At 65.6% G+C, this 21,543-nt stretch carries 22 protein-coding genes; 13 read left to right on the top strand and 9 right to left on the bottom strand.

Annotated elements, in window-relative coordinates; genetic code table 11:
• The first annotated feature begins 103 nt into the window (after positions 1–103).
• The 3 genes from RE429_RS03325 to RE429_RS03315 all read left to right on the top strand — a co-directional run bounded on the left by RE429_RS03325 (position 104) and on the right by RE429_RS03315 (position 2,181).
• On the top strand, positions 104–610 hold the full coding sequence (locus tag RE429_RS03325; protein ID WP_414472960.1) for a hypothetical protein: 507 nt from the start codon (positions 104–106) through the stop codon (positions 608–610).
• 187 nt (positions 611–797) lie between these two features.
• Positions 798–1,886 (top strand): TRAP transporter substrate-binding protein, encoded by a 1,089-nt coding sequence (locus RE429_RS03320; RefSeq protein ID WP_414472959.1) that lies wholly within the window; start codon positions 798–800, stop codon positions 1,884–1,886.
• 127 nt (positions 1,887–2,013) lie between these two features.
• Positions 2,014–2,181 carry a hypothetical protein gene (locus RE429_RS03315; RefSeq protein WP_414472958.1) on the top strand — a complete coding sequence of 56 codons (168 nt, stop codon included), beginning with the start codon at positions 2,014–2,016 and terminating at the stop codon, positions 2,179–2,181.
• Positions 2,182–2,235: 54 nt separating this feature from the next.
• Here RE429_RS03315 and RE429_RS03310 read toward each other — a convergent pair whose 3' ends face one another.
• The gene (locus RE429_RS03310) at positions 2,236–3,090 is read right to left on the bottom strand and encodes a DMT family transporter (RefSeq protein ID WP_414472957.1); all 855 of its coding nucleotides are present in this window, start codon (positions 3,088–3,090) and stop codon (positions 2,236–2,238) included.
• Between the two features lie 476 nt (positions 3,091–3,566).
• Here RE429_RS03310 and RE429_RS03305 point away from each other — a divergent pair, with 476 nt between their 5' ends.
• Positions 3,567–4,454 carry a YihY/virulence factor BrkB family protein gene (locus RE429_RS03305; protein WP_414472956.1) on the top strand — a complete coding sequence of 296 codons (888 nt, stop codon included), beginning with the start codon at positions 3,567–3,569 and terminating at the stop codon, positions 4,452–4,454.
• 19 nt (positions 4,455–4,473) lie between these two features.
• Here the strand turns inward: RE429_RS03305 and RE429_RS03300 are convergent, their stop codons facing one another.
• From RE429_RS03300 to RE429_RS03290, 3 genes are all read right to left on the bottom strand, one after another.
• Positions 4,474–5,196: a hypothetical protein gene (locus RE429_RS03300; protein WP_414472955.1), complete on the bottom strand. Its 723-nt coding sequence runs from the start codon at positions 5,194–5,196 to the stop codon at positions 4,474–4,476.
• Positions 5,197–5,566: 370 nt separating this feature from the next.
• Complete coding sequence (locus tag RE429_RS03295; protein WP_414472954.1) at positions 5,567–7,510, bottom strand: bifunctional 2',3'-cyclic-nucleotide 2'-phosphodiesterase/3'-nucleotidase; 1,944 nt, start codon at positions 7,508–7,510, stop codon at positions 5,567–5,569.
• Between the two features lie 197 nt (positions 7,511–7,707).
• Positions 7,708–8,862, bottom strand: coding sequence for a trans-sulfuration enzyme family protein (locus RE429_RS03290; protein WP_414472953.1), 1,155 nt, complete (start codon positions 8,860–8,862; stop codon positions 7,708–7,710).
• Between the two features lie 94 nt (positions 8,863–8,956).
• On the opposite strand from RE429_RS03290, the gene RE429_RS03285 reads away from it, so the two are divergent.
• Entirely contained in the window at positions 8,957–9,466 is a 510-nt protein-coding gene (locus RE429_RS03285) for a TspO/MBR family protein (RefSeq protein WP_414472952.1), read from the top strand.
• Between the two features lie 160 nt (positions 9,467–9,626).
• On the opposite strand, the gene hpt is transcribed toward RE429_RS03285, so the two are convergent.
• Positions 9,627–10,196, bottom strand: a complete 570-nt coding sequence (gene hpt / locus RE429_RS03280) for a hypoxanthine phosphoribosyltransferase (RefSeq protein ID WP_414472951.1) — start codon at positions 10,194–10,196, stop codon at positions 9,627–9,629.
• A gap of 371 nt (positions 10,197–10,567) precedes the next feature.
• On the opposite strand from hpt, the gene RE429_RS03275 reads away from it, so the two are divergent.
• The 5 genes from RE429_RS03275 (at position 10,568) to RE429_RS03255 (ending at position 14,601) form a co-directional block, all read left to right on the top strand.
• Positions 10,568–11,191, top strand: coding sequence for a cell division ATP-binding protein FtsE (locus tag RE429_RS03275; RefSeq protein ID WP_414474291.1), 624 nt, complete (start codon positions 10,568–10,570; stop codon positions 11,189–11,191).
• A 5-nt stretch (positions 11,192–11,196) separates the two neighbouring features.
• Positions 11,197–12,177, top strand: a complete 981-nt coding sequence (locus tag RE429_RS03270) for a cell division protein FtsX (RefSeq protein ID WP_414472950.1) — start codon at positions 11,197–11,199, stop codon at positions 12,175–12,177.
• A 135-nt stretch (positions 12,178–12,312) separates the two neighbouring features.
• Entirely contained in the window at positions 12,313–13,050 is a 738-nt protein-coding gene (locus tag RE429_RS03265) for a YdcF family protein (protein ID WP_414474290.1), read from the top strand.
• A 181-nt stretch (positions 13,051–13,231) separates the two neighbouring features.
• Positions 13,232–13,972: a lysophospholipid acyltransferase family protein gene (locus RE429_RS03260; RefSeq protein ID WP_414472949.1), complete on the top strand. Its 741-nt coding sequence runs from the start codon at positions 13,232–13,234 to the stop codon at positions 13,970–13,972.
• A gap of 230 nt (positions 13,973–14,202) precedes the next feature.
• Positions 14,203–14,601 carry a hypothetical protein gene (locus tag RE429_RS03255; RefSeq protein WP_414472948.1) on the top strand — a complete coding sequence of 133 codons (399 nt, stop codon included), beginning with the start codon at positions 14,203–14,205 and terminating at the stop codon, positions 14,599–14,601.
• Here the strand turns inward: RE429_RS03255 and RE429_RS03250 are convergent.
• Positions 14,589–15,125 (bottom strand): gamma-glutamylcyclotransferase, encoded by a 537-nt coding sequence (locus tag RE429_RS03250; RefSeq protein ID WP_414472947.1) that lies wholly within the window; start codon positions 15,123–15,125, stop codon positions 14,589–14,591. The two genes, RE429_RS03255 and RE429_RS03250, sit on opposite strands and share 13 nt — an antisense overlap.
• Before the next feature lie 123 nt (positions 15,126–15,248).
• On the opposite strand from RE429_RS03250, the gene RE429_RS03245 reads away from it, so the two are divergent.
• Positions 15,249–16,298, top strand: coding sequence for a DUF2125 domain-containing protein (locus RE429_RS03245; protein ID WP_414472946.1), 1,050 nt, complete (start codon positions 15,249–15,251; stop codon positions 16,296–16,298).
• A gap of 158 nt (positions 16,299–16,456) precedes the next feature.
• On the opposite strand, the gene RE429_RS03240 is transcribed toward RE429_RS03245, so the two are convergent.
• From RE429_RS03240 to RE429_RS03230, 3 genes are read right to left on the bottom strand one after another with little or no spacing between them, the layout of a single operon-like run.
• Complete coding sequence (locus RE429_RS03240; RefSeq protein WP_414472945.1) at positions 16,457–17,407, bottom strand: prephenate/arogenate dehydrogenase family protein; 951 nt, start codon at positions 17,405–17,407, stop codon at positions 16,457–16,459.
• Positions 17,400–18,509: a histidinol-phosphate transaminase gene (hisC, locus tag RE429_RS03235; protein ID WP_414472944.1), complete on the bottom strand. Its 1,110-nt coding sequence runs from the start codon at positions 18,507–18,509 to the stop codon at positions 17,400–17,402. Before hisC ends, RE429_RS03240 begins: the two co-directional genes overlap by 8 nt.
• A gap of 47 nt (positions 18,510–18,556) precedes the next feature.
• Positions 18,557–19,396: a chorismate mutase gene (locus tag RE429_RS03230; protein ID WP_414472943.1), complete on the bottom strand. Its 840-nt coding sequence runs from the start codon at positions 19,394–19,396 to the stop codon at positions 18,557–18,559.
• 197 nt (positions 19,397–19,593) lie between these two features.
• Between RE429_RS03230 and metX the strand changes: the two genes are divergently transcribed.
• Both metX and metW read left to right on the top strand, forming a co-directional pair.
• A complete protein-coding gene (metX, locus tag RE429_RS03225) occupies positions 19,594–20,763 on the top strand; it encodes a homoserine O-acetyltransferase MetX (protein WP_414472942.1) in 1,170 nt (389 codons plus the stop codon).
• Positions 20,764–20,822: 59 nt separating this feature from the next.
• On the top strand, positions 20,823–21,407 hold the full coding sequence (gene metW, locus RE429_RS03220) for a methionine biosynthesis protein MetW (protein ID WP_414474289.1): 585 nt from the start codon (positions 20,823–20,825) through the stop codon (positions 21,405–21,407).
• Positions 21,408–21,543: the final 136 nt, after the last annotated feature.

The following is a 21,543-nucleotide window of genomic DNA, read 5'->3' as shown; positions in this document are numbered from 1 at the left end:
CCGTTTGCCCCGCGAGGCCGGAACCCCTCTTTCGACAGGTCGTTGCCTGAGGAGGCGCGGGCCGCGTCCGGGCCCGCCGGAGAATCGAGAAGAGGAATATCCGATGGCGCGAGACAAGCGCGGATACCCGCCGGAGCCCCCGGTCGACGAGGTGTTGAACGAGGTGGTTCAGGAAGAGGGCGGCGACACTTTCATTGCAGGTCCGACCCAGCGCAACGATGTCGGCAACACCAAGCGCGCGGCAGCCAAGGCCACCGGCGTGATGGGCGCCTCGAAGAAGATCGATCCCGATCTCGACATCGATCATGTGGACGACGGACGCGTCACCAGCGGCTCCAACGCAGGCATCCGCTCGTTCAAGGACGTGCCCGATCAGGAGGATGACGACGCCGGATTCACGCTGTCGAACGAGGAGATCGCCGAGGGCGTCTCGACGACGGCGAACAAGAGCCCCGCTCCTCGTTCGGCGCAGACCGCCGACGAGACGGGGCCTATCGGGATGAGCGGCGGCGCGGCCTCGCGCAAGCGCGTGCCCGCTCCGGGCAACGTCGTCGGCGAAGGGCAGGATCGGCGTCCCCTCGCCAAGAAGGGCGGCTCGGAAAAGCGCTGACGGTTTTGGCCAGGATGTCATGATCACCCTGGAGGCGTCGCGCCTCCGGGGTGATCTCGTTACGCCTTCGTCCTCTCCCGATCGGCTCGTCAGACGGAAGATGGAGTGACAGCCGGCAGCCTCGCGCTCTATGCATCGTTCCAGCCCGATCCGGCTTTCATGCAATGAAGTGACGAGGAAACTCCCCATGGATAGAAGAAAGATTCTCAAAGGCGCCGGTCTCGCCGCCGCCGCCGGCGCCGTCGCGTCCCCGGCCATCGCGCAGTCGCAGCCGGAAATCCGCTGGCGCATGGCGTCGAGCTATCCCAAGAGCCTCGATACGCTCTATGGCGCCGGCGAGATGGTCGCCAAGCGCGTGGCCGCCGCGACCGACAACAAGTTCCAGATCCAGGTCTTCGCAGCCGGCGAGATCGTGAGCGGCCTGCAGGTGCTCGACGCCACGCAGGACGGCACCGTCGAATGCGGCTACACCCTGTCGAGCTATTACATCGGCAAGGATCCGACCTTCATGTTCGACACCTCGGTGCCGTGGGGCCTGAACGTGCGCCAGCACAATGGCTGGATGTATTACGGCGGCGGCCTCGAACTGGTGCGGGAATTCCTGAAGGATTACAACGTCATCTCCTTCCCGGCCGGCCAGACCGGCGCGCAGATGGGCGGCTGGTTCCGGAAGGAGGTCAATTCCGTTGCCGACCTGCAGGGCCTGAAAATGCGCATCGCGGGCATGGGCGGCCAGATCATGGCCAGGCTCGGCGTGGTGCCGCAGGTTCTCGCGGGCGGCGACATCTATCCGGCTCTCGAGCGCGGCACCCTGGACGCCGTGGAGTTCTCCGGTCCCTATGACGACGAGAAGCTCGGCTTCGTGAAGGTCGCGAAGTACTACTACTATCCGGGCTTCTGGGAAGGAAGCGCGCAGCCATCCGTCTATGTGAACATGGACAAGTGGAATTCGCTGCCCGCCCACTACAAGGCCATTCTCGAAGCCGCCTGCGCCGAGGCCAATGCGCTGTGCATGGCCAAGTACGACGCCCAGAACGCCGAGGCGATCCGCCGTCTGGTCGCGCAGGGCGCGCTGCTTCGCGCCTTCCCGAAGGACGTGATGGAGCAGAGCTACAAGGAAGCCTTCAAGGTCTACAACGAGATCGCGGCTTCCAATGCGAAGTTCAAGAAGGTCTTCGATAACTGGAATGCGTTCCGCGACAAGGAGCTGACCTGGTTCCGCATCGCGGAGCTGCCCTTCGACTACTTCGTCAACCAGCAGCAGGGCCAGCGTTAATCGGACGAGGCGGCGCGAAAGCGTCGCCTTTTCCATAACGGGCGGGATCGATGCCCGTTCTGCCGCGTTGTCACCAGGACAAGGTTTCCTCAAGCCCCAAGGTTTCTTCAATCCCTGGAGACATGACATGAACGAGAAGATTCACAACAAGCAGGACAAATCGGCCGGCAAGACGATCCCGAAGGACGACAAGCTGCCGGAAAACTCCAAGAAGTCCCTCGACAAGAAGCTCGATGAAGGCGTGGAAGAGACCTTTCCGGCGAGCGATCCGGTTTCCGTGAAGATCACGAAGTAACATCGTGAGAGATCGGCCCCGGATCCTGAAACCCGGGGCCTTTTTTTGCCCTGTTCAGCTGCGGCTCGCTACGGCGACCCCCGTTGCGGCCAGGACCATGCCGATCATCTGCACGAGGCTCAAGGTTTCGCCGAACAGGGCGAAAGCCATGAGGGCGGCCACGGGCGGAACGAGATAAAGCAGCGTCGCCACCCCCACGACCGCGCCCTGCCGGATCAGGTAGAGCAGAAGCCCGATCGCTCCGACGGACAGGCCGAGCACGGCCCAGGCCATCGCCCCTATGAGCGGCGGCGTGAATTCGATTCGCCCCTCCTCCAGCAGCAGAACGAGAGGCAGGGTCACAAGGGCAGCCCCCACATATTGCACCAGGGCATTCACGCGCAGGTCCAGGGTGTGGCCGGTCCGCTTCTGCCAGATCGTCCCGAGGGTGATCGACAGCATGCCGAAGAAGCAGACCCCGAGCGCCAGAGGCGGCACACCGCCGTCGCCGATCTTGGGCGCGACCACGAGGGATGCGCCGGCAAGCCCGGTGAGGATCCCGGCCCATTTGCGGCCGGTCACGGTCTCTCCGAGAAGAGGCCCGGCCAGAGCGGCCGTCACCAGGGGCTGCAGCCCCGCGACGAGGGCGGAGATGCCCGCCGGCAGCCCATGTTTCACCGACCAGAAGACGCCGCCGAGGTAGAACCCGTGCAGGAGGACGCCCGCCACCATGGCCTGCCCCCATTCACGGGGGCGGCGAGGCCAGGGCGCACGCACCGCCAGGACGATTCCGCCGAGCACCAGCAGCGCCAGCACGTAGCGCACCAGCAGAAAGGTGAGCGGCTCGGCATGGGGCGCCACGATCCGCGCGACGATGAAGCCGGTGGCCCAGATGAGCACGAAGAGAGGGGGAGCGAGGCGGGTCAGCATCGGCAGTAATCCTGGCGCATCCTGCGGAACCGAAGGTCCGCATCGACGATGAGCTCACTTGAGAGAGGGGAGCGTCGGACCGATTCCGAAATCGCAATTCCGCTTTTTCATGGCCGCTCCTCTAGCCGAGCCGCGCGCCCGAGCACAGCCATGCTTTAGCCGGGTAGCGCCGAAATCGGCGAGGCGGCGCGGAAGAACCGGTTTTTCGGTCGACAACGGCCGAGAATCTGACACGGGCCTTCCCTTGGAAACCCATCACGGGACATGCATGGATCGGACCGAGCTAGGACGCCGGCGGGGGCAGGACGGAACGAACGGCAGCTTTGCCGTTTAAGAGGGTTCGGGCAAAGTCTGCGCCAAGACCAAGCGATGGACCAAGCGATGGACCAAGCGATGGACCAAGCGATGAACCAAGCAACGAGCCTTGCCTCGCCTGCCCTCCGCCACACCATCTCCAGCAGTCTGGAGCCCTGCCTTTGAAACGTCTGCGTCTTTTCCTCGAACTGCTTGCGATCACGATGAACCGATTCGTGCTGCACGATGCGTGGGCGATCGCGAGCCATATCGCGCTGTCGGTGCTCACCTCGTTCTTCCCTTTCCTCATCCTGGTCACGGCCCTGGCGAGCGTCTTCGGCACGGGCAGTTTGGCCGACGAGGTGGCGGATCTCATCCTCGAAGCCTGGCCGCGTGAAATCGCCGGTCCGATCGCGGGAGAGGTTCACAACATCCTGACGGGACGGCGCAGCGACGTCCTGACCCTCGGCGTCGTTCTGACCCTCTATTTCGCCTCGAGCGGCGTGGAGAGCCTCCGGGTCGGCCTGAACCGGGCCTACAACGTGCGCGAAACGCGCGCCTGGTGGCTGACGCGGCTCGAATCCATCGCCTTCGTGATCGGCGGAGCCTTCGTGCTCATGGCCATGGCTCTGCTCGTGGTCCTCGGGCCCTTCATCTGGCGCGGGGTCCTGCGGTGGCTGCCCGCTCTCGAGCCGTTCGACGCCCTGGTCGGGTTCCTGCGCCTGGGCATCGCAACCCTGATCATCGTGGCCGGGCTGACGATGGCCCACAAGCTCGTTCCGGCCGGGCGCCGCGCGTTCCGCTCCGTGGTGCCGGGCGTCTGCGTCACGCTCGTCCTGTGGCTCCTCGGAGGCTTCGGATTCAGCTGGTATCTCGATTATTATCCCGGCGCCTACGCGTCCACCTATGGCGGCCTCGCCACCGCCATGGTGGCGCTGATCTTCCTCTACACGCTGGGGGCGATTTTTCTGTTCGGCGGCGAACTGAACGGAACCATCCTGGCCGCGAAGCAGAGGCGCCTCGACGAGGAGCCGCACCCCAACCCCAACGACGTGATCACGCTCCCCTGACGGGCGACGCGGTTTCTCGTCACAGATTCGGCGATATCGTGAGCTGCATCCGGGCCGATGCGGCCGGGCGCGCATCGGGGGCGAGATTATACCCGACCGACACGTCGAGCACCGATCGGAACGCCCCGTTCTGAGGGCTGAGCACCGTCTTCCCGACGAGCTCCGACATCAGATTCGAGCTGAGAGCTCCCTTCGAGACATCCACGTTCATGTTGGGCGAGAACCGGAGCTCCAGGTCCCATGCGTTCAAAGGCAGCTCCAGAGGCAGGTTCAGACTCCCGCTGAACGACTGGAGATAATCGGCCTGTGCGTTGCTGACGGAGCCCGTCGTCGAGAGGCCGAATGTAAGCCCCCCAAAGCGCTCCACATCCTGCGACCAGGACGATTCCCACATCGCCTTCGACGACAGGAACCCGCTCTCCCCGCCGCCGCGGGTGAGCTCCGTGCCGATCAGGAAATTCCAGTCGTGAAAGGGCCGCAGCTTCGCCCCGAGGGTCCTGTCGACGGGGGATGGCGTGAAGGCGGGGATGCGCGAGGGAACGAGGCCGCTCGCCCATGTCTGGGTGCGGCTCAGCGAAAAGGCGCGTCCTGGCGCTTTCGCGCGGCTCGCCGCGACATCGTCGATCGTCCAAGGCTGGCTTTCGGCCGTGAGTCCGCCGCCGTCCTCAAGCGCCTGAGCCGCGGAGACGGAGACAAGAAGACAAACGAGCGCACCAGCGATGTTCCGAGACTGGAAAGGCATATTTCAACAAAGAATATAATCTTAAACCGGGAGATGTACGTAGTTCATTCGAATTCAATCGGTTTAACAAAGCGACAAGCCTCATTATAGTCTTGACGATGAACAAATATTCATCAAACCCGATTCGGCTGACCGACCACATCCTGGAATCCCTTCTGCGCCCTGGCAGAATTGCCTCACAAGCGAGTGCTGGACACAAGGACGCATGGCGCTCCAGCATCGGCCGTGACAGCGAACCCACATCCGATGCTGTCAGTCTCTGGTCTTGAGCATCTTTTCACGCAAAACCGGTGCCACTTTTGCGTCCGATGCTCTAAACGGAAGCGGCCGGGCTTGAGCCCGGCCGCTCCACGTCACCCTCTCGGGACAATCAACCGGCGACGCGGTATTTGACGAACCCTTCCGGAGCATCGCCCATCTTCTCGACCTTGATGCCCGCCGGCTGATAGGCGGCGGCGTTCGGGCCGGTGGTAAAGGTCATGGTGACGCCCGCGGGCACGGCGAGCGACCAGGAGCCGTCGGCCTTCGGCGCGACTTCCTTCTTCTCGACGATGTAGCGCATGATCGCATCGCGGGTGAGGTCGGGCGCCTCGAACACGATGGTGGTGCCATCGTTGCCGGGGAAGTTGCCGCCGCCGCCGGCGCGGTAATTGTTCGTCACCACGAGGAACTGTTGATCCTCCGCCACCGGCTTGCCGTTGTAGGTCAGGTCCTTGATGCGGTGCGCATCGGCATTCACGACCTTGCCGTTGTCGTCGTAGCGCGAGGCCTGGGTCGGATCGATCTTGTACTGCACGCCCGCGATGACGTCGAAGTTGTAGGCGGGGAACTTCGCGTTGACGAGGTCCTGCTCGCCGCCTTTCGCCGGATCGATCTGGTTATAGATGCCGGCGGACCGCTCCAGCCATTCGCGCACCTGCGCGCCCGTCACCTTCACGACGCGGATCGTATTCGGATAGATGTAGATATCCGCCATGTCCTTGATGGCGAGCGGACCGGGCTTGATCTCGGTGAAGTAGTTCGGGCCGCCGCGGCCGCCCGCCTTGAAGGGAGCCGCCGCCGAGAGGATCGGCAGATCCTTGAAGGGCGAGGTCTTGAGCTGATCCGCGACGTACCAGGCCTGCGCCTCGGCGACGAGCTTCACGGATGCGTCGTCGGAGACCAGGGAGAAGTAGGAGTGGATCGGAACCGCCGTGGATCCGACGGGCTCGCGCACGTATTTGAGCGTCGCATCGTGATCGGCCTGGGTGGCGGCCAGCACGCCCGCTTCCGGATCCACCTTCGCCACCACCTTGCGGTCGACGCGGTCGTAGATCGGACGTGCCTCGGTGCGGAACTGCGCGACCTTCCAGGAATCCCCGTCCTTCACGAGATCGAGGTCGATGACGCCGAGATGGCTGCCCCAGAAGCCGGCCATGACGGCGGGCTTGCCGTGCAGCGTGCCCTTCTGCACGTCGACACCGTCGATATTGTTGAACTCCTTGCCGCCGGGAAACACGAAGTGCTGGTGGCCGGTGAGGATCACGTCGATGCCGTCGACCTTGGCGAGATGGAGCGCCGCGTTCTCCTCGCCCCCTTTGCGCTCGCCGCCGGCGATGCCGGAATGGCAGAGCGCGACGACGATGTCGGCGCCCGCCTTCTTCAGATCGGGCACATGCCTGTTCGCCGCATCCACGATATCGATGGTGGTGACCCTGCCGTCGAGATTGGCCTTGTCCCACTGGACGATCTGCGGCGGCACGAAGCCGATCACGCCGATCTTCAGCTTCTGCTTCGCGCCCGACTCGTCGACGAGTTCGCGGTCGAGAACGAGCCAGGGCTTGTAGAGCGTTTCGCCGTCCGCCTTGATCGCGTTGGCGCAGACGACCGGGAATTTCGCAGCCCCCAGGGAGTTCTGCAGGAATTCCAGGCCGTAATTGAACTCGTGATTGCCGAGCGTGCCGCAATCGTAGCTCAGGGTGTTCATGGCGGCCACGATGGGATGCACGTCGCCCTTCTTCATGCCCTTGCGATAGGACACGTAATCGCCGAGCGGCGAGCCCTGGATGATGTCGCCGTTGTCGAAGAGCAGGCTGTTCTTCGCCTCGGCCCGTGCCGCCTTCACGAGAGTCGCCGTGCGCGCCAGGCCGACCGTGTCGTCGGGCGCATCGCGATAGTAGTCGTAGGGGAAGATGTTCACGTGGAGATCGGTGGTCTCCAGGATGCGCAGCTTCACCGCCGGGCCGGCCGCCCAGGCGAAATGCGGCAGGCCGGTGAGAGCGGCGGCGGCCACGCCGGTTTGAAGGACGCGGCGGCGAGTGATCGACGTTGTCATGGACGGCTTCCCCTTATGGAACGATGTTCCTAAAGCAGAGGAGAGCACAACTTTTATGACAGGATCAAGATAGCCGGCTCAAGGATCCGGGCGGCGGCCCCCCTCCGTCATCCCGCGCGGACGAGGATCCATCCGCATCGTCATGGCCGGGGCACGCCCGGCCGCGACGTGAGAGAATCATGACGGGAGGAATGGTCTCAGGATGCCCTGAGCGCCTCGTCGAGGTCGCGGTAAAGGTCCTCCACGTCCTCGATGCCGGTCGACAGGCGCAGGAGGTCCGGCGGGCAAGGCGTGCCGGGGCCTTCGATGGAGGCGCGGTGCTCGATGAGGCTCTCGACGCCGCCCAGCGACGTGGCCCTTTTCCAGAGGCGCACCTGCGCGGCCGTCCTGATCGCGGAGGCCTCTCCGTCGGCAACCTGGATGGAGAGCATATAGCCGAAGCCGCCTTCCATCTGCCGGCTGGCGATGTCGTGGCCGGGATGCTGGGGCAGGCCGGGATAGAGCACCCGCGCCACCTTCGGATGCGCGGAGAAGCGCTGCGCGAGGTCGAGCGCGCTTTTCGCCTGAGCCGCCGCGCGCACATGGAGCGTGCGCATGCCGCGCATGAGCAGATAGGCCTCGAAGGGGCCGAGGATCGCGCCCTGCATCTTGCGGATGGAGGCGACCTTCGCCCAGAACGCATCGGCCTTGGCGCCCGCGAGCGCGCCCGCCACCACGTCCGAATGACCGTTGAGCACCTTCGTGGCCGCATGCATCACGATGTCGGCGCCAAGGGTCAGCGGCCGCGTATGGATCGGTGAGGCGGTCGTGGAATCGACCGCCAGCCGCGCCCCCGCCGCGTGGGCGATCCCGGCCACGGCCGCGATGTCGGTGACGGTCCAGAGCGGATTGGACGGCGTCTCGGCCCAGATCAGCTTGGTGCGGCCCGGGATCACGGCGGCGCGCACGGCATCGAGATCGTCCGTCTCCACGAAGTCGACGTGAAGCCCCCAGCGGACGGCCTCCGTCATCAGCCAGCTGCGCAGGGCCCAGTACATCACCTTGGAGGCGACGATGTGATCGCCGGGATCGAGCGCCTGGAACACGGCGGTGGCCGCCGCCATTCCCGAGGAGAACAGCAGAGCGCCGGCTTCCGCCTCCTCCAGCATGGCCAGCACCTCCTCCGCCTCGCGGATCGTGGCGTTGTCCGGGCGGCCGTAGACATAGCCGGAGGAATAGCCGTTGTCCTCGTCGCGGATATAGGTGGTCGCCACATGGATCGGAGGCACGATCGCCTTCGTGAGGGGATCCACATGGCCCATCGCCTGGGCGGTCAGGCTGCGCTTCGACCAAGGGGAACGCGACGACGACATGGGGGAACCTCCAAAAGCGTGACTGGTTTCGTCACCTGGAAAAGATCTGGAAAAGATCTGGAAAAGATGCAGCCGACATAAAGGAACTTCGAGGATGCGGACAGATAAAACGATGCCGGGCAGCCATGCAACGCCGCCTTTCCGGAAGCTCCTGATCGCGGTGCTCCCGGTCGTGGCCGTCGGGGTGGCGGGAAGCCTCGTCACGGGCCCGAACATTCCCGGCTGGTATGCCGGTCTGGAAAAGCCGGGCTTCACGCCGCCGAACTGGGCCTTTCCGATCGCATGGACCCTGCTCTATGGGCTGATGGCGTTGTCGCTCTGGCGCATCCTGTCCCTGCCGAGGGAGACCCCCGCCCGCTCCGGCGCCGTCGCGATGTTCTTCGTGCAGCTGGCCCTGAACTGCCTGTGGTCCTTCGCCTTCTTCGGCGCGCACAGCCCGGCCGCGGGCCTTATCGTCATCCTGGCCCTGGTCGCCGCGATCCTGGCGACGATGCGCGCCTTCCGGCCGCTCGACCGGATCGCGGCCCTCCTGCTCGCGCCTTATCTCGCCTGGGTGCTGTTCGCGACCGCCCTGAACGGGGCGGTCTGGCAGATGAACGGCTGACGACAGCATCGGACGTGACATCGAACCCACGTCCGATGCTGTCAGTCTCTGTCGTTGAGCATCTTTTCACGCAAAACCGGTGCCCACTTTTGCGCCCGATGCTCTCCTTGCCTGAGCATCTTTTCACGCAAAACCGGTGCCCACTTTTGCGCCCGATGCTCTAGTCCCGCTTGTCGAACAGGTCCGGATTGGTGTCGTGGCGGTCGAGAACGCCGACGAACGGCAGCTGACGGTAGGAATGGGCCACGTCCATGCCGTAGCCGATCACGAACACGTCGGGGCAGGTGAAGCCGACATAGTCAGGATCGATGCTCACGGCGCGCTTGCCGGGCTTTTCCAGGAGAACGGCGGTCTTCACGCTCTTCGCGCCGCGGGCCATCAGCAGGTCCTTGGCGAAGGTGATCGTGCGGCCCGATTCGAGAATATCGTCCACGATCAACACGTCCCGGCCGCGCACGTCGCTCTCCACGTCGCGAAGAATGGCGACCTGCCCTGAGGAGACGGTTCCGTCGAGATAGCTGGACAGGTGCACGAACTCCACCTGCGGCTCGAGGCCCGTCCGGTGCAGGGCCCGGATCAGGTCGGCCGCGAACATGAAGCTGCCCTTGAGGACGGCGACCACGAGCAGATTCTCCGGCTTGGCGTCTGCAATCTCCTTCGCCAGCGACTCGTTGCGCTTGGCGATGGTGTCTTCGTCGAAGAGAACCCGGATACGGTGGGCAACGGTCATCGTCTGTCAGTCCAGAAAATTCACGGAAACACTCAAAAGTCTCTCGCCTGTCGATCATGGCGGAGCGCGGAAGTCAAACGGACTTAATGATTTTTCCGGCGATTCCGCGCCTTTGAAGCCCTTTACCCGGATCCTGCGTCAATGTTCCACGAACGCTTCGCTTTGCGTCCTCTGCCCGCAAGTTTATGGCTTGCTAACCATGGCGGGGCGATAACGGGGCGAATCGCCCGTGACCGACGTCTCAAGTCCGTCACTTCGCCAGCTTCTCCAGGAGGATTCAGGCGCGCGTGAGAGCCTATTACGACGAGGAATTCGACGACAGCGCGGCGGCTCCGTCCGTGCATTTCGAGAATGTGGGCGTGCGTTACGGCATGGGGCCCGAGGTTCTGCGCGACCTGACCTTCTCCATCGAGCCGAACTCCTTCCAGTTCCTCACGGGTCCCTCGGGCGCGGGCAAGACCACCCTGCTTCGCCTCATCCTGCTCTCGGTCAAGCCGACGCGCGGGCTGATCTCCCTCTTCGGCGAGGACGTCTCCCGGATTTCCAAGGACGAGTTGACCGGGCTTCGCCGGCGCATGGGCGTGGTGTTCCAGGATTTCCGTCTGCTCGATCATCTGACGACCTACGAGAACGTCGCCCTGCCCCTGCGGGTCCAGGGCAAGGAGGAATCGAGCTATCGCGCCGAGGTCGTGGAATTGCTGCGCTGGGTCGGCCTCGGAGACCGCATGCACATGCTGCCGCCGGTGCTCTCGGGCGGCGAGAAGCAGCGCGCGGCCATCGCCCGCGCGCTCATCGTGCGGCCCGACCTTCTGCTCGCGGACGAGCCCACCGGCAACGTGGATCCCTCCCTCGCCCGGCGCCTGCTGCGCCTGTTCATCGAACTCAACCGCCTCGGAACCTCGGTGGTGATCGCCACCCACGATTTCAGCCTCATGGATCAGCTCAACGTCCGCCGCCTCGTGCTCGGCGACGGCAGGCTGCATATCGACGAGTGAGCCGGATGAGCGCCCCCCAACCCCACCTGAGGAAGGCCGCCCGGGACAAAGCGAAGGGAAGCGAGAAACGCTCGGTGCCCGCCTCGTTGAGCCGCAACGCGCCTCTCGTGCCTGTGGATTCGGCCGGAGGGCAGGCGCTCGCCGCGGTCATCGCGATCCTGGCCTTCCTGGCCGCCCTCTGCGCGGGCGGGGCGGAGCTCGTCGCCGCCAGCTCCGCGCAATGGCGCTCGGAGATCGCCCGCGAGGTGACCATTCAGATCCGCCCCAATCCCCAGCGCGCCATCGACAACGACGTCGCCCGGGCGGTTGCCCTGGCGCGCCAGACGCAAGGGGTGGAGCAGGCGCAGGCCTTCACGAAGGAGGAATCCGAGCGTCTCCTCGAGCCGTGGCTCGGAAGCGGCCTCGATTTCAAGGATCTGCCCGTGCCGCGCCTCATCGTCATCAAGCTGAAGGAGGATGCGCGGCCTGATTTCGGGCCGCTGCGCCAGAGCCTCCAGAAGGAGGTTCCGGGCGCGACTCTCGACGATCATGCGCTCTGGGTGTCCCGCCTCTCGACCATGGCCAACACGATCATCGGCATCGGCATCTTCCTGGTCGCCCTCGTGCTCGTGGCGGTGGGCCTTGCCGTCGTCTTCGCCACGCGGGGAGCCATGGCGGGCAACAAGGAGGTGGTGGAGGTGCTCCATTTCGTGGGCGCGAACGACGACTTCATCGCCAAGGAGTTCCAGCGTCGCTTCTTCAAGCTCGGCCTGCGCGGCAGCGCGGTTGGGGCCGGAGCGGCGCTCGCGCTGACGGTCGCGCTCGGCCTGATCACGCGTTCCTGGCGCGCCAGCCCGGCAGGCGACCAGATCGAGGCCCTGTTCGGCGCCTTCAGCATCAGCTGGACCGGCTATGTGGTCGTGATCCTGATCGCGCTCCTGGTGGCGCTGGTCACAGGCATCGTGTCGCGGCTCACGGTGAGACGTTTTCTTAACGGAAATGGTTGATCTTCAGTTACCTGTGACCGTTTTCCGTGGATAAAGAGGGCTGCCTCTCCATTGCCGCATTCACCCCTATCATCGCCCAGGATGAGCTCGCGAACGCAGACTTGGCCGACGCAGAACTGGGCGACGCCGGACACGATGGAACCTGCCGAGGCCCTGGGCTGGCGCTGGACAATGCATGGTGATCACGCACCTCCCGTGAGACGCTCCTTGACCCGGCGCCTCCTCGGCATCGGAGCCTGGAGCTTCGTGGCCTGCTGCCTCCTGGGCTTTTTCGGCTTCCTCGCCTTCGTCTACAGCCTCGACCGGTTCGAGCAGCGGCCCGAGACGCGGGCCGACGGCATCGTGGCCCTGACGGGCGGCGCGCAGCGCATCGGCGACGCCATCGACCTCCTGGCGAAAGGCTATGCGAAGCGTCTCCTGATCTCGGGCGTCAACGAGAAGACCAGCCGGGATCAAATTTCCCGCCTCAATCCCGGCCAGCGGCAGCTCTTCGCCTGCTGCGTCGATCTGGACTACCGGGCCCGCAACACCATCGGCAACGCCATCGAGACGCGCCGCTGGGCCGAGGCGAACGGGTTCGACACGATCATCATCGTGACGTCGAACTACCATATGCCCCGCACCATGGTGGAACTCGATCACGCTCTGCCGAACCTGCAGAAAATTCCCTATCCGGTCGCGGCGACCATCGATCCGCACGAGTGGTGGCGCAATCCGACAACGGCCAAGATCCTGGCGTCCGAATACCTGAAGTTCCTGGCCGTCTGGCTTCGCACCCGCTTCGAGGACGACCCGGAGCGTTCGTCCGTCGCCCACCTCATCAGCGGCGGCGCCCCCAGCCAGCGGGCGAACGCCGAAACGACCGTGCGCTGAAGCCGGCGCTGAAGCCGGCGCTGAAGCCGGCATTGTCGCCGCACATCCAAAGTTCCTGGCCTTCCCACCCCACGCGCCTGCCCCATGCCCGCGCCGGAAAAACGGGTCCACTTTTCCGCACGATGCGCTAAGGTGCGCCGCCCGCGGAGTCTGCTGCTCCGCTTTTCCTTTTCGCGAAGCCATGCTGTTCGTCCGCTCCCTGCTCTTCAACGTCGCCTTCTACGCCAACCTCGTCCTGTGGCTGATCATTCTGATCCCGGCCGTTTTCGTGCCCCGCCGGGGTTTCCTGAGGCTGGTCCAGGTCTGGGCGCACGTGTCCCTCTGGCTGCTGCGGGTCCTCGCCGGCACCAAGGTCGAGGTCCGCGGGGCGGAGAAAATCCCGGCAGGCGGCGCCCTCGTGGCGGCCAAGCACCAATCCCTTTGGGAAACCTTCGCGTTGTTGACGATCTTCGACGATCCGACCTTCATCCTGAAGCGCGAATTGATGTGGATCCCCTTCTTCGGCTGGTATCTGCGCAAGGCGCAATGCGTGCCGGTGAACCGCAAGGCGGGGTCCCAGGCGCTCGTGCAGATGACGGCCCGCGCGAAGGAGGAAGCCCGGCACGGCCGCCAGATCATCATCTTCCCCGAGGGCACGCGCCGTCCTCCGGGAGCGCCCGCCGCCTATAAATACGGGGTGGCGCACCTCTACCAGAACCTCGGCTTCCCCTGCGTTCCGGTCGCGTTGAATTCGGGCCTCTACTGGCCCCGCCGCCAGTTCATCCGCCGACCCGGCACGATTCGCGTCGAGATTCTCGACCCCATCGCGCCCGGCTTGCCCCGCGAGGACTTCTTCAGGCGCGTTCAGACGGAGATCGAGGATTCCTCGAACCGGCTGCTGGCCGAAGGGCGACGGGAACTCGGCCTTCCCGATTCGGCCTAGCGCATCGTTTGAGCGGACCCAGCGGGCCGCTCAAACGATGCGCTCATCTAAAAAGAGAGCATCGGACCCAAAAGTGCAGATCCACTTTTGGGTCCGATGCTCTAGACACCCGCGGCTCCTGCTTCAAATATCTGATACTGCTAAGCTTTCCCAATCTTGACGGCGCGCATCGTCCTTCCTATATATAAGAACAAATGGCGAACAAACGGACCATATCCTGGAACACGGCCATGCGGGATCTCCGCAACGACCGGATGCGGAGGGCTGGCGTGCGCGAGGAACGGTTGAGAGCAACGGCGGGGCTTCGGTCATCCGCCACCTTGAGCTCCTGGCGCGGCCTGTCGGGCCGCCGCTACATCGTCGGCGTGCATGCCCTCGACCTGACGGAACTGCTGGAGGTTACCGACGCGGTGATCCTCGCCGTCAGCCGTGACGAGACGGGCACCGCTCACGTGGTCGAATCGGTTCTGGCGGGCGACGAGCCGAGCGTGGAAACCCGCTCCCGGTGGCTCGACCGGGCCCGGGATCGCGGCGCGAACGAACTCCATATCCACCGCCTCGCCGACACGGAGGCGCGCCGCCGCGAAATCCTGGCCGATTTGCGCGAGAATGCCGATCAGGCCTCCTGATCGAGCGCCGCGACGATCCGCTCCATCAGCGGATCGACCACGCCCATGCCCAGGAGATGCTCATGGGTCGAGCGGACGTAGTCGGGATTGGCGCCCGATATTCCCTTCCCCTGCCGCACCAGGGAAAGCACCTCCTCGAAGACGCGGGTTCCCGCATATTGCTCATGCTTGCGGTCGGCCACATACCCTAAGGCCGTGACGGCGCGGCCGTCGTCGAGGCGCACGGGCAGGTGCCGCTCCAGATAGACGCTCGTGGCCTGCTCGCGTTCGCGAAGGTAATGCACGGTCGACCGGGCCTCCTCCTTCAGGACCCGGAAGGCGACGCCGTGACAGCGTCCGCCCCGGTCGAGGCCGAGCACGAGACCTGGATTGTCGGGCGTCCCGCGATGGACATGGGAGAGAACGCACAGCGCCCGATGATAGCCGAACAGATGCGCGTGGCGGCGTTCGGCGAAGGGAAAACCCGGCCTCCACATGAGGGAGCCATAGCCGAAAACCCACAGATCCTCCGAGCCGTCCGTCATCGTTCCCCTGCCCGAACCTTGCCTGCTTTGCCTTTTAAGCCGCCTGCTTCCCGGAAAAGCGAAGACCACTTTTCCTCCGCGGCGCTACCAGTTACGAAGCAGCCGCACAACAGGAGATCTTGCATGGCCGAGGCCATCCCGGCGGAAAGCGGACGTCACAGCCGCTTCTGGCTCTATACGCCCCTCATTCTGCTGCTTCTCGTCGCCGCCGCCTGGAGCGTGGCGTGGTTCGTGATCCGCAACCGCGCGGCCGAGACGCTCGATGCCTGGATCGTGTCGGAAAAGCGCATCGGCCGCCATTGGACCTGCACGGACCGCACCATCGCCGGGTACCCCTTCCGCATCGAGATCGTCTGCGGCGCCCTTTCCCTGAAGCAGGGGGCGGTGACCGCCTCCTTCGGGCGCACGGAAGCCATCGCCCAGGTGTATCAGCCGCGCCTCGTGATCGCCGAGGTCGCGGGCCCCTTGCATGTGAGCGACGGCAAGGTGACGGTGCAGGGCCGCTGGGATCTGCTGCAGGCGAGCATCCACGCCTCCCAGGCCGGGCTCCAGCGCCTTTCGATCGCCGCGAACGCGCCGAAGGTCACGGTGACGGGGCTGCTGCCCCAGGAGATCGCAACCTCCGGCCAGCATCTGGAACTTCACCTGAGGCCCAATCCCTCCCGCGCCTCCGAGAACGCCTATGACGCCGCCCTGTCGGTGAAGCAGGCGAGCATCCCCCAGCTCGACGCGCTCATCGGCGGCACCGAGCTCACGGACCTGAACGCGGATGCCACCGCGACCCAGACGGCGGATTTTCAGGGCCGGCCCCTGGCCCAGGAACTCGAGCGCTGGCGCGGCGCGGGCGGCGTGCTCGACGTGCTGATGCTGTCCGTGACCAAGGGACCGCGCCGCCTGGAGGCGAAGGGCCAGCTCAATCTCGACGGGGAGCACCGCCCCGCGGGCCAGCTCAACGTGGCCGCGGCGGGCCTCGACGGCCTCATCGGCAACATCACGGGCAATCGCACGGGCGGGGCTCTTCTGGGCGCATTGCTCGGGCAGAATCCGCGCGCCCGGGACAAGACCGGCGCTCAGCCCCCAGTGGCCCAGCTGCCGCCGCTTTCCCTCAACAACGGCTTTCTGGCGATGGGGCCCTTCGTGATTCCCAATTTCAGGCTGCAGCCGCTCTATTGAGCGGCACGGCCCATGCCGCATCGTGATGCCCGGCCCTGAGCCGGGCATTCACGTTTTTGAAGCGCGGTGTTTCCAGGACGTCGATGGCCGGGACATGCCCGGCCATGACGGGAGGGTCATGACGAGAGGTCCATGACGGCCGATCGCCCTCGGCCGGGTTACGGCTTGTCCTCGCGCCGCCGCCCGAAATCGGGCTCGGGCGTTTCCTGACCCGACGAGATGATGCCGCGCCGGATGGCGCGCGTGCGGGTGAAGAGATCGAACAGCTTGTCGCCCTCGCCCCAGCGGATGGCGCGGGCGAGCAGCGCGATGTCCTCGTTGAGGCGGGCCAGCATTTCGAGCACCGCTTCCCTGTTGTGCAGGAAGACGTCGCGCCACATGGTGGGATCGGACGCGGCGATGCGCGTGAAGTCGCGAAAACCGCCGGCCGAGAACTTGATCACCTCGCCTTGAGTGACGGTCTCCAGATCCGCCGCCGTGCCCACGATGTTGTAGGCGATCAGATGCGGCACATGGCTCGTGATGGCGAGCACGAGATCGTGGTGCTGGGCGCTCATGACCTCCACGTTCGAGCCCATGGCGGTCCAGAAGGCGCGCACGCGCTCGACCGCCTGCTCGTCCGTGCCCTCCGGCGGCGTGAGGATGCACCAGCGGTTGTGGAAGAGCGTCGAGAAGCCCGCATCGGGGCCCGAATGCTCCGTGCCCGCCACCGGATGGGCCGGAACGAAGTGAACGCCCTCGGGCAGGTGGGGCTGAACCTGTCCCACCACGGAAGCCTTCACGGAGCCCACGTCCGACAGGATGCAGCCGGGCTTCAATCCCGGCCTCACGGCTTCGGCAACGGCCCCGCAGACGCCCACGGGCACGCACAGGATCACGAGGTCGGCGCCCTGCACGCCCGCCACCGGATCCGTCGTCGCCTCGTCGGCGATCCCAAGCTCGCGCACGCGCGCCACCACCTCCTCGCTTCGGTCGATGGCGACGACGCTGCCGGCCAGGTTGAGATGCTTCGCGGCGCGGGCGATCGACGAGCCGATCAGGCCGAGGCCGATCAGCGCGATGCGGTCGAATAGCGGCTTCTCGAGGGGCGGTCCGAGACGCTCAGGCATTTCTAGCCTCATTCACGAAATCGCGCAGGGCCTCGACGACGAGGCGGTTCGCCTCCTCGCTGCCCACGGTCAGGCGCAGGGCGTGGGGCAGGCCGTAGGCATCGATCCGGCGCAGGATCAGGCCCCGGCCCGACAGGAAGGCATCCGCGTCCTGCGCGGTCCTGCCCGGCTCGTCGGGGAAATGGATCATCAGGAAGTTGGCGACGCTCGGCGTGACCTTCAGCCCCAGGGTCTCGATCTCCCGGGTGAGCCATTCGAGCCATTGCGCGTTGTGCTCGACCGCCTTCGCCACATGCGTGTCGTCCTGGACCGCCGCGATTCCGGCCGCCATCGCGGGGCCGTTCATGTTGAAGGGCCCCCGGATGCGGTTCACCGCATCGACGATATGCGCAGGCGCCACCATCCAGCCGATGCGCAGGTTCGCCAGGCCGTAGATCTTCGAGAAGGTGCGCGTCATCACCACGTTCTCGGCGGTGGCGACGAGTTCGAGACCCGATTCGTAGTCGTTGCGGCGCACGTATTCGGCGTAAGCCGCGTCGAGCACCAGCACCACATTCGAGGGAAGGCCCGCATGGAGGCGCTTGACCTCGTCGAAGGGAATATAGGTGCCGGTCGGGTTGTTGGGATTGGCCAGGAAGACGATCTTCGTCCTGTCCGTCACTTTCGCCAGGATCGCATCCACGTCCGTGCGGTAGTTCTTCTCCTCGGCCACCACCGGCGTGCCGCCGGCGGCCAGGATCGCGATGCGATAGACGAGAAAGCCGTGCTCGCAGAAGACGCCTTCGTCGCCCGGGCCCACATAGGCATTGGTGATGTAGCTGAGCAGTTCGTCCGAGCCCGCGCCGCAGACGATGCGGGCGGGATCGAGGCCGTATTTCGCGGCGATCGCCTCGCGCAGCCTCGTGGCCGAACCGTCCGGGTAGAGTTCGAGCTGGTCGAACGTCCTGACCGCCTCGATGGCCTTCGGCGACGGGCCGAGCGGCGTCTCGTTGGAGGAAAGCTTGTAGATCTTCGAAACCCCTGCGGCCTTGCTCTTGCCGGGCACATAGGCGTCGATCTGCATCACGCCGGGACGGGGTTCGGGACGAACGGACATGGACAACTTCCTACACAATCGATGGCGCACAGGGCTCTAGCGCAGCTTCGCGATCATTTCACGCGGAAACGTTCGGCATGGCTGCCGACTTCCGCGAGCTGGGCGAGGCTCGCCCCGGCTTCGGTCAGCTCCTGCTGGAGGCGGGAGGCTTCCACGCTCCCGGGGACGGCGATCAGCTCGGACAGGCCGCTGGCATCGGCCGCGCTCGCCACCACCTCGCCGCCGAGCCGCGTCAGCGCCTCGCTCGCCCCCTTGTGCCAGCGTTCGAACTGGGCCGCATAGAGCACCACGTCCCGCACGGACGCGTCCGTGAGGGGCTTGGAGATCACGAAGACCGGGGTGCCCGCCGGATGATCCGGGCGCTCGATGAAGGGCAGGCGCGCAATGATCTTCGGGCGCTCCTTTTCGGCGAGCGTCCGCCACCAGGCGCCGCTGGTCGCCCCCTGGTCGAGGCGGAAGATTCCGAGGTCGCCCTTCGAGCCCGCGACGGCCTCGATGACGGCCGCGGCGCTCGGATGGGTGATGTAGGGCACCGTGAAGCCGAAATGGAACCGGGCCGAGTCGCGCATGGGCGCGTCGCCGCCCGAGACGTCGGCATGGACCGCGTAGTTGGACTGCACATAGGTGAAGGTGCCGATGATCACCCGCCAGATGCTCTCCACCGTGTCGAGCGGCAGCAGGCCCTTGTGGCGCTCGGCCAGCGCCCTCATCATCGAGGCCTCGCGGCCAGGCCGGAAGGCGGAGCTCAGGCCCGTCTCGGAGGCCTTTTTGGACTCGATCAGACGGTCGATGATCGTGCCGCGCTCCATGAGCAGCCTGTGCATCGCCTCGTCGATACGGTCGATCTCCTGGCGCAGCTCGGCAAGGGACGGAACGGACTTCTCGCTGGTCATGGCTTCGATCTTTCAGACAATGGCTCTTCTTTGAACATTTTAACGCCCTTTGTCATCCCTCGCCTCTCGCGTCAGCCCCACCACCGCGTCATCCCGGCCGAGGCGAATGCGCCGCACCGGGCGTCATGTTCGTTGACGATCGGACCTGTTCGAATTACGGCTTGTTCGGCAAACCGAACGCAGCTGCTGCCCGATCCATGACATTGTCCCCCCTCTCCCAGGAAGCGCGAAGCCAGGTCGACGATCCGTCGAGCCTCGTGATGCGCTTTGGCGCGGACGAGCCTTTGATGATGGATGCAGGCATCGCGCTCGCCCCCTGGCAGATTGCATACCAGACCTACGGCACGCTCAATGCCGAGAAGTCGAACGCGGTCCTGATCTGCCATGCGCTCACCGGCGACCAGCATGCCGCGAACGACAATCCGGTGACCGGCAAGCCCGGCTGGTGGCGGACCATGGTGGGTCCGGGCCTGCCGGTGGACACGAACCGGTTCTTCGTGATCTGCGCCAACGTGATCGGCGGCTGCATGGGCTCCACGGGCCCGGCCTCCATCGATCCCGCCTCGGGCCAGCCCTACGCCCTGGACTTTCCGGTGGTCACCATCCGGGACATGGTGCGGGCGCAGGCGGCTTTGGTCGACAAGCTCGGGATCGAGACCCTGTTCTGCGTCATCGGCGGGTCCATGGGCGGCATGCAGGTGCTGCAATGGGCGGCGAGCTATCCGGCCAGGGTCTTCTCGGCCCTGCCCATCGCCACCGCCGCGCGCCACTCCGCGCAGAACATCGCCTTCCACGAGGTCGGGCGCCAGGCCGTGATGGCCGACCCCGACTGGCGCGGCGGCCGCTACCTGCTCGAAGGCACGCGCCCCTCCAAGGGCCTCGCGGTGGCCCGCATGGGCGCGCATATCACCTATCTGTCCGAAATGGCCCTGCACCGGAAATTCGGCCGCAATTTCCAGGACCGCAGCGCGCCGACCTTCTCGTTCGACGCGGACTTCCAGATCGAGAGCTACCTGCGCTATCAGGGGATCTCCTTCGTCGAGCGGTTCGACGCCAATTCCTATCTCTACATGACGCGCGCGATGGATTACTTCGACCTCGCCGCCGAGCAGGGCGGCTCGCTCGCCAGGGCCTTCAAGGGCACGGCCACGCGCTTCTGCGTGATCTCCTTCACGTCCGACTGGCTGTTCCCGACCTCGGACTCCCGCGCCATCGTCCATGCGCTCAACGCGGCGGCCGCATCGGTGGCCTTCGTGGAGGTGGAAAGCGACAAGGGCCACGACGCCTTCCTGCTCGACGAGCCCGAGATGTTCGCGGCGGCGCGGGGCTTCATCGACGCCGCGGCCCGGGTGCGGGGGATTGCGTGATGGCGTCGAGCCTCGCCGTGCCCGCGACCGACAGCGTCACGGGCCATCGCCTCGACTTCATGCTCGTCACCGAGATGGTGGAGCCGGGCTCCCGCGTGCTCGACGTGGGCTGCGGCGACGGTGCGCTGCTCTCGCTCCTGAGGGAACGCAAGAACGTGGACGGACGCGGCATCGAGCTGTCCCGCGAAGGGGTGAACGCCTGCCTCGCCAAGGGCCTGCCCGTGATCCAGGGCGACGCGGATACGGATCTCGCCGACTACCCGGACGACGCCTTCGACTACGTGATCCTCTCGCAGACGATCCAGGCGACGCGCCAGCCGCGCGTGGTGCTCGAACACCTTCTGCGCATCGGCCGCCGCGCCATCGTGTCGTTCCCGAATTTCGGCCATTGGCGCGTGCGCGTGGAACTGGCCCTCCGCGGCCGGATGCCCGTGACGGAGAACCTGCCCTATTCCTGGTACGACACGCCCAACATCCATTTCTGCACCATCCGCGACTTCGTGGAACTGTGCCGCGAGGTCGGCGCGCAGATGGAAAAGGCCGTGGCGCTGAACGCCGGCGGCCGGCCCATGCAGGTGAGCCTGCCCTGGTGGGTGTGGAACCTGCTCGGCGACCAGGGCGTGTTCCTGCTGAAGCGGCGATAGGCGCGCCCTGGGGTCACCCCGGCCCATTCCCGCGTCTCCGCCGTTATCCCAGGCGCAGATACCTTAAGCGCAGGCGGACATCCGTGACGGCGACGTCTGAAGGAAAAGCACAGGCTTCGCTCGCCCCGGAACGACC

Source organism: Microvirga sp. M2 (assembly GCF_047497095.1).
Lineage (GTDB): Bacteria > Pseudomonadota > Alphaproteobacteria > Rhizobiales > Beijerinckiaceae > Microvirga.
This window is presented reverse-complemented; position numbering and strand designations above follow the sequence as displayed.